The sequence below is a fragment of the Virgibacillus salarius genome (genome assembly GCF_039521925.1).
Classification (GTDB): domain Bacteria; phylum Bacillota; class Bacilli; order Bacillales; family Amphibacillaceae; genus Virgibacillus; species Virgibacillus salarius.
Genome location: NZ_BAAACY010000108.1, coordinates 1 through 6,616, shown reverse-complemented (window position 1 = coordinate 6,616; position 6,616 = coordinate 1). Strand labels below are relative to the sequence as shown.

At 37.4% G+C, this 6,616-nt stretch carries 6 protein-coding genes; 1 reads left to right on the top strand and 5 read right to left on the bottom strand.

The window, feature by feature from the left end; all coding sequences use genetic code 11:
- From ABDZ84_RS14070 to nsrR, 3 genes are all read right to left on the bottom strand, one after another.
- Window positions 1-829, bottom strand: an 829-nt coding sequence (locus ABDZ84_RS14070) for an IS91 family transposase (RefSeq protein ID WP_425542132.1), incomplete at its 3' end; no start/stop codon positions are given.
- Between the two features lie 232 nt (window positions 830-1,061).
- A complete protein-coding gene (locus ABDZ84_RS14065; protein WP_228088977.1) occupies window positions 1,062-1,580 on the bottom strand; it encodes a type 1 glutamine amidotransferase domain-containing protein in 519 nt (172 codons plus the stop codon).
- A 70-nt stretch (window positions 1,581-1,650) separates the two neighbouring features.
- Window positions 1,651-2,085 carry a nitric oxide-sensing transcriptional repressor NsrR gene (nsrR, locus tag ABDZ84_RS14060; RefSeq protein WP_026681839.1) on the bottom strand — a complete coding sequence of 145 codons (435 nt, stop codon included), beginning with the start codon at window positions 2,083-2,085 and terminating at the stop codon, window positions 1,651-1,653.
- Between the two features lie 135 nt (window positions 2,086-2,220).
- On the opposite strand from nsrR, the gene hmpA reads away from it, so the two are divergent.
- The gene (gene hmpA / locus ABDZ84_RS14055) at window positions 2,221-3,447 is read left to right on the top strand and encodes an NO-inducible flavohemoprotein (RefSeq protein ID WP_026681838.1); all 1,227 of its coding nucleotides are present in this window, start codon (window positions 2,221-2,223) and stop codon (window positions 3,445-3,447) included.
- A gap of 59 nt (window positions 3,448-3,506) precedes the next feature.
- On the opposite strand, the gene ABDZ84_RS14050 is transcribed toward hmpA, so the two are convergent.
- Both ABDZ84_RS14050 and acsA read right to left on the bottom strand, forming a co-directional pair.
- Entirely contained in the window at window positions 3,507-4,112 is a 606-nt protein-coding gene (locus ABDZ84_RS14050; protein ID WP_026681837.1) for a class I SAM-dependent methyltransferase, read from the bottom strand.
- Window positions 4,113-4,592: 480 nt separating this feature from the next.
- Entirely contained in the window at window positions 4,593-6,308 is a 1,716-nt protein-coding gene (gene acsA, locus ABDZ84_RS14045; RefSeq protein ID WP_026680139.1) for an acetate--CoA ligase, read from the bottom strand.
- Between the last annotated feature and the right edge of the window lie 308 nt (window positions 6,309-6,616).

The following is a 6,616-nucleotide window of genomic DNA, read 5'->3' as shown; positions in this document are numbered from 1 at the left end:
CTTTACCGTCTACTTTATCCATATATTTGAATGTCACATGTTGACCATCATATTCCTCGATACGATTGTTTCCAATCGCTGGTCGACGAATATAGCGGCCAATATAACGCAGTTGGTCCTTCACCTTTCCTCTTTGTTTTGGGGCATACACATAGAAGCCTTCCCCATTATTAGAAAAAGCCTGTTGTAATCTTGGTTGAATTCTTTTCTTTTCCTTATTTGACAAGTGTTTACGAATGAATTTTAACACCACCGTCTGCCATTGCTTTCGAAGCATCGTAAACGGTATATAGTCGTACGCTTTCCATTCTCCTTTTTCCGTAACTCCTCCCATTGTCACTAACATATGAACATGGGGATTGAAATTCACTCTTGACCCAAATGTATGTAATCCGGCAATTATCCCCGGTATCACTTTTGCCTTCTTTCGAAAATAACCCGTGATTAGCTTCGCAGCTTCATCCATAAGGGGTTTCAAAAGCTCTCGATGCCATAGAAATATAGCCCGTAATTTTTCATCTATCGTAAAGATTACATGCCGATGGTTCACTTGTACTATATCTTCTGTAAGGACGCGACTCCATTCTTCACTTTCTCCTACAGAACACGTTGTACAAAAACGCCCTTTACATCGAAAAGGGACATGTCGAACGTCATGGCATCCTTCACAAACATAGAGTTTGAATCCATTTTTGGGATCTCCACAGTCACGAAATTTTTCCACCTCTTTAATGACAATTGGACGAATTCGCTCTTCATGTTTCTTCTTAAATGCTTCCCAATGTTGATGTTTATCAAAAAAGATTCGTTTCAAGATGTTTTTTTCCATATACTTAAAATACCACAGTAAGAAACACTCTGGTATAGCCAAATTTTTATACTTTCTTATCTTTTAAAACAAAGCCGAACGATCCGTTCGGTAAGGCTACATAGTGCAATAGCTCACGCGGGCTGGTCACAAGCGCCTCTCTCCAATGCAGCAAATAGAACCATGCTTTTATAAATTTTTCAATTCTTATTCGTCTTTAAAAACAAGCATTTTAGCAATGCCAATTTTTAGCTTATTTCGTTAACACATTTACAGCTTCTCGATTAAATGCTGGTATGTCATCTGGTTGACGACTTGTAACAAGCTGATTTTGGCATACTACCACTTCTTCATCTACTACGTTTGCCCCCGCATACTCCATATCGACTTGAATCGATTTAAATCCAGTTGCTTTTCGCCCTTCAAGTGATTTCGCCGTAATTAGCAACTGCGGCCCGTGACAGATCGCAAATACTGGCTTCTTTTCATCCATAAAATGTTTTGCAAATTTTACAAAGCGTTCATCTGCACGTAACATATCTGGAGAAAAGCCACCTGGAATAAATAACGCATCAAAATCACTTGGGTTTACATCATCAATACCTTGATCAATAGTGATGATAGCTTCCTTATTTTTTCCTGTTACATTCTTTCCTTTTTCTTTATCAATCGTAACGACTTCATGACCAGCTTCCCGGAAAGCTTTAGCTGGCTCTGTATATTCCACATCTTCAAACATATCTGTAATAACAGTTGCTATTTTTTTACTCATGATATATCCACTCCTTTACGATGACTACATAATTATATGTTCCCAATAATTCTTATATAAAACATATTTTTTACAGTCCCATTAGTTCACGAAGCTCTTCTTCATTTTTAATTAAATCCTTTAATGTATATGCTTCAAGAACCTTAAAAAAAGCGACTAACGCTCTATTTAATACATGTTTTAATGTACAGCCTGGAGAAATAACACAGTGGTTTGTTCCTTTATCAAAGCATTCTAAAATGACAAAATCAGCTTCAAGCTGTCGAACAAGTCTACCAACATTGATTTCTTCTGGTGGCTTAGCCATTCTAATTCCTCCATGCCTGCCTCTTACCGACTCTATCAATTCCATCTTTACAAGCTCATGTACTACTTTCCTTACATGTTCTTGTGAAATCGTATATACCTCGGATATCTCTTTAATTGTAGCCAGCTCTTGATCTGATTTCATTCCCGTAAATATTAATACACGTAATGCGTAATCTGTATATTTTTTAAGATTCATGGATACACCTACTTGTTCATGTTTTCACATTATTGTAACATATTTTGCTTATTTTCCTGTTTTTTTACCAGTTAAATTATTATAAAATAAACATGTATACAAAATACATGTTTATTTCAAAGGGAGTGCTTAGTTATGTCAACACAAACAGTCGAGCTAGATGAGCAAACAAAGGACATTATTAAAGCTACTGTGCCAGTATTACAACAACAAGGTTCAGAGATAACGAAGCGATTCTATCAGCTAATGCTAACAAATCATCCAGAATTAAAGAATTTATTTAATCAAACCAATCAACGGAGAGGTGCTCAGCCCAAGGCCTTAGCGAATACCGTTTATGCTGCTGCGGCAAATATCGATCATTTAGAAGAAATAGTACCCCATGTCATGCAAATTGCACATAAGCATAAAAGTCTAAATGTTCAACCAGAACATTATCCAATCGTTGGCAAGTACCTATTACTAGCAATGAAAGATGTTTTAGGAGAAGTAGCTAATGATGATGTGATCGACGCATGGGAAAAAGCATATTATGTCATAGCAGATCTTTTTATTAACGTGGAAAAAGAATTATATAATAAGACATTGCAATCATCCGGTGGCTGGGAAGGTTTTCGAAATTTCAAAGTGACAAAAAAGGTAATTGAGAGTGAAGTTATTACATCTTTTTATTTAGTTCCCGAGGATGGTTTACCATTTCCTAGTTATCAGCCTGGACAATACATTACTGTAAAAGCAGACATAGATGGTGAACCATATACCCATCTTCGCCAATACAGTTTATCTTGTGCTCCGGATGAAGGGTATTACCGCATTAGTGTTAAACGTGAGGATGAGAATGAACAAGGCCCAGCAGGAATTGTCTCTACTTATTTACATGAGAAAATTAATGAAGGAAGCATTTTACCTATAAGTGCACCGGCTGGAGACTTCATACTTGATCAACAAGATCATCGACCACTGATACTAATTAGTGGAGGTGTGGGAATGACACCAATGATGAGTATGTTAGAAACGGTGATAAAAGAACAGCCTGAACGACAGGTTATCTTCATTCATGCTGCAAAGTCAGAAAATTATCATGCGTTGAAAGAGAGAGTTGCTACCATTACTAATTCTAATAATCATGTGACAAGCTATACGATCTATAATCATCCCAAAGATACGGATCGATGTGATAAAAAAGGCTATATAGACGCTGAGTGGGTATCTTCAATTTTACCAACATCAGATGCTACATGTTACATTTGTGGACCAAAAGGATTCATGCGTACAACCTATGTAAGCTTAAAAAAATCACATGTAGCTGACAAAGATATTCATTTCGAAATTTTTGGCCCAGCTGAATCCATTACTGCATAAACGACAAAAACCAAAGGTTAAGGGAGTAATCCGCTTATCCTTTGGTTCTATTTACATATCTAGTCTTTCTTTTTTATAACCGTTTGAATAACATGAGACAAGCCAGTATGCTTTTTTCCTTCTTTTCGATCTACTTCTCCATAATAGAAATGCAAACAATGATGAGGCATTATCCATTGTAATACATCCGATGGATGATACAGCATTTCCTTCTCCCTTGGTCCACCTGTTTGGTAGTCTAATTGATCCTCTGAGTATACCTCAAACATTACATAGCCACCTGGCTTTACAGCAGCAATTATATTATGAATAAAAAAATGTTGATCTTCCGCTGGAACATGCCCAAAGACCATAATCGCCGCATCAAATTGGCGAGATATCACCTTTTCCTTAGTCAAGTCCATGGGAATAGCTTGTACGTTTACTCCTTGCTCTACAGCTAATTGTTTTGCCTTTTCTAATCCGACAGTAGATTGATCATAAGCAATAACCTCATGCCCTAAACCAGCTAAATAGATGGCGTTTCTGCCCTCTCCCTCTGCAAAGCATCCTATAGTTGAATTTTTAGATAAGAGGTGACTCTTTTGCTGGATGAATTGATTTGCCTGTTTCCCATATACAAATTCTTTATCTGAAAAGTTTTGATCCCAAAATTCTTTAGACATTTTAAGATTCCTCATTTCCTCAATTTATGAATATGTCCCATATTGGAAATGTACCAGATTTCAAAGTAAATAAGAAATAACTAGCTTATAAAGTGAGCGGTGTAAAAGGAGTGTTGTATCCATTCCGTTCGATAGCATTTCAAGAGCAAAAGGCGTAAGCGTCCGAGTAGAAACGTAGCGACTAGAGCGAGTCAACGGAGATAAAGGTATTACGATGAGCTTGCGCGCCGATGATGACTTAGATTAGGGCGATTCATGAAGTCGCCTCGTTTCTGGGCGCTGGAGCTTCACGCGGCTCAACACGCATATATATCCACAGGCTCAAATTTTATAATTTCCGTAATTTCCTAGACAAAAATCCCCCCAAAGCAACAGATTATATTTTTTGATCTATCTACTTTGGAAGGGAGCATATTTTAATCAGTCTATAATTAAGCGTCTTCGTTATCTAAATTATTTTACCCTCTGTGGCTCTACCATCTATTCTTCTAATGTTGACGTATCACCAGTAGGCAATCCTAGCTCCCAAGACTTCAATAGTCGACGCATGATCTTACCACTTCTTGTCTTAGGAATGGAGTCTTTTACTTCTAGTTCACGTGGTGCAGCATGAGCACTTAGCCCTGTCTTAACAAATAAGCGTATATCCTCTAGTAATTCATCCGTATTCTGATACCCATCATTCAGCGTAATAAACGCTTTAATGATCTCTCCTCGCTCTGGATGTGGTTTCCCAATAACGCCGGCTTCAGCAACAGCCGGATGTTCTATTAATTTACTTTCTACCTCAAATGGGCCAACTCGTTCACCAGAAGTATTGATAACATCATCTAAACGCCCCTGGAACCAGAAATAGCCATCTTCATCTTTATAAGCACTATCTCCTGATACATACCAACCATGGATAAAGTAGCTGTCATACTTGCTTGGATTCTTCCATACAGCCCGCATCATAGATGGCCAACCTTTCTTAATAGCTAAATTCCCCATTTGGTTTGGTGGTAGTTCATTTCCTTCATTATCAATAATAGCCGCTTCAATACCTGGTAATGGTTTCCCCATTGATCCTGGTCTTATCTCCATTGATGGAATGTTAACAATAAGCTGTGCACCTGTTTCCGTCATCCACCATGTATCATGAATCCGCAAATTAAATGCTTTTAATCCCCAAGTCACTACTTCTGGATTCAATGGCTCTCCAACACTCATAATATGTCGTAAGGAAGAAAGGTCATATTTCTTCACTACGTCTTCTCCTGCACTTACTAATTTACGAAGTGCTGTAGGTGCCGTATACCAGACACTAACCTTATACGTATCTAGTGTTCCATACCAATCATCCGGTGTAAATCTTCCACCTCGAATAACATTAGTCACACCATGCAACCATGGTGCGAAAATTCCGTAACTTGTTCCAGTAACCCAGCCTGGATCAGCGGTACACCAATATACATCCTCTTCCCTTAGGTCTAATACCCACTCGCCCGTAGCATAATGTTGAATCATAGCATTATGGACATGGTACACACCTTTTGGTTTTCCAGTAGATCCAGATGTGTAATGGAGTAACATACCATCTTCTAAATCTACCCATTCCATTTCTGTTTTATTAGAAGCATCCTTCATTTCTCTTTGATAATCAATATAATGATCCGCAGATTCGTTATGTTTCCCTACAAGCACTATTTTTTCTAAGTTTGGTAAATCCTCCTGTGGAACTCGATACAATAAATCAGGTGTTGTAATTAACACTTTTGCTTCACTATCCTGCAATCGATCGCGAACCGCTTGCTCCATGAAAGCTTCGAATAAAGGTCCAGCGATGGCACCAACTTTAAGGATACCGAAGAAAGCTGCATAAAATTCTGGGCTTCTTGGCATGAACAGAAATACGCGATCTCCTTTTTTCACATTATACTTACGTAAAACATTAGCAAACTTATTACTCTCATCACGTAGGTCACCAAAGGTTACCTTCTCTTCTCTATCTGGATCAGAATACAGTAATGCAACCTGGTCCTTTTTCTCTGGATTTTCCGCATGGCGGTCTAACGCCTCATAGGCAATATTAACCTTTCCCGTTTCATTCCAGGAAAAATGTTTCTTCATATCATCCCATGAAAAAGTTTCCCTAACTTTTTCATAATCTTTCAGATTATGATTACCTTCTTTAACTGGTATCTTCTGCATATCCATCCAATCACCTCGTTTTATAAATTGAAATCGGTTACAAATAATAGAAATATCTCCTTGATACGTTTACAAGTACTAATTCTATTTATGAACCGATTAAAAAACAATGTATTAAAAATTATGCAAACTTTTTGGTAACTATTATTTATTTTAGAACATTCTGTGACATTTTTAAAGTAATAAACTATTTATTTATTAGAAAAGTTGGCGTATAACACTGATTTTATAACTACCACTATAAAAAAACTGAGCAAAATTCGCTCAGTCCTTATCACTAAATGCTCCGATTTACGCTTCCTCTAGTAGCTATT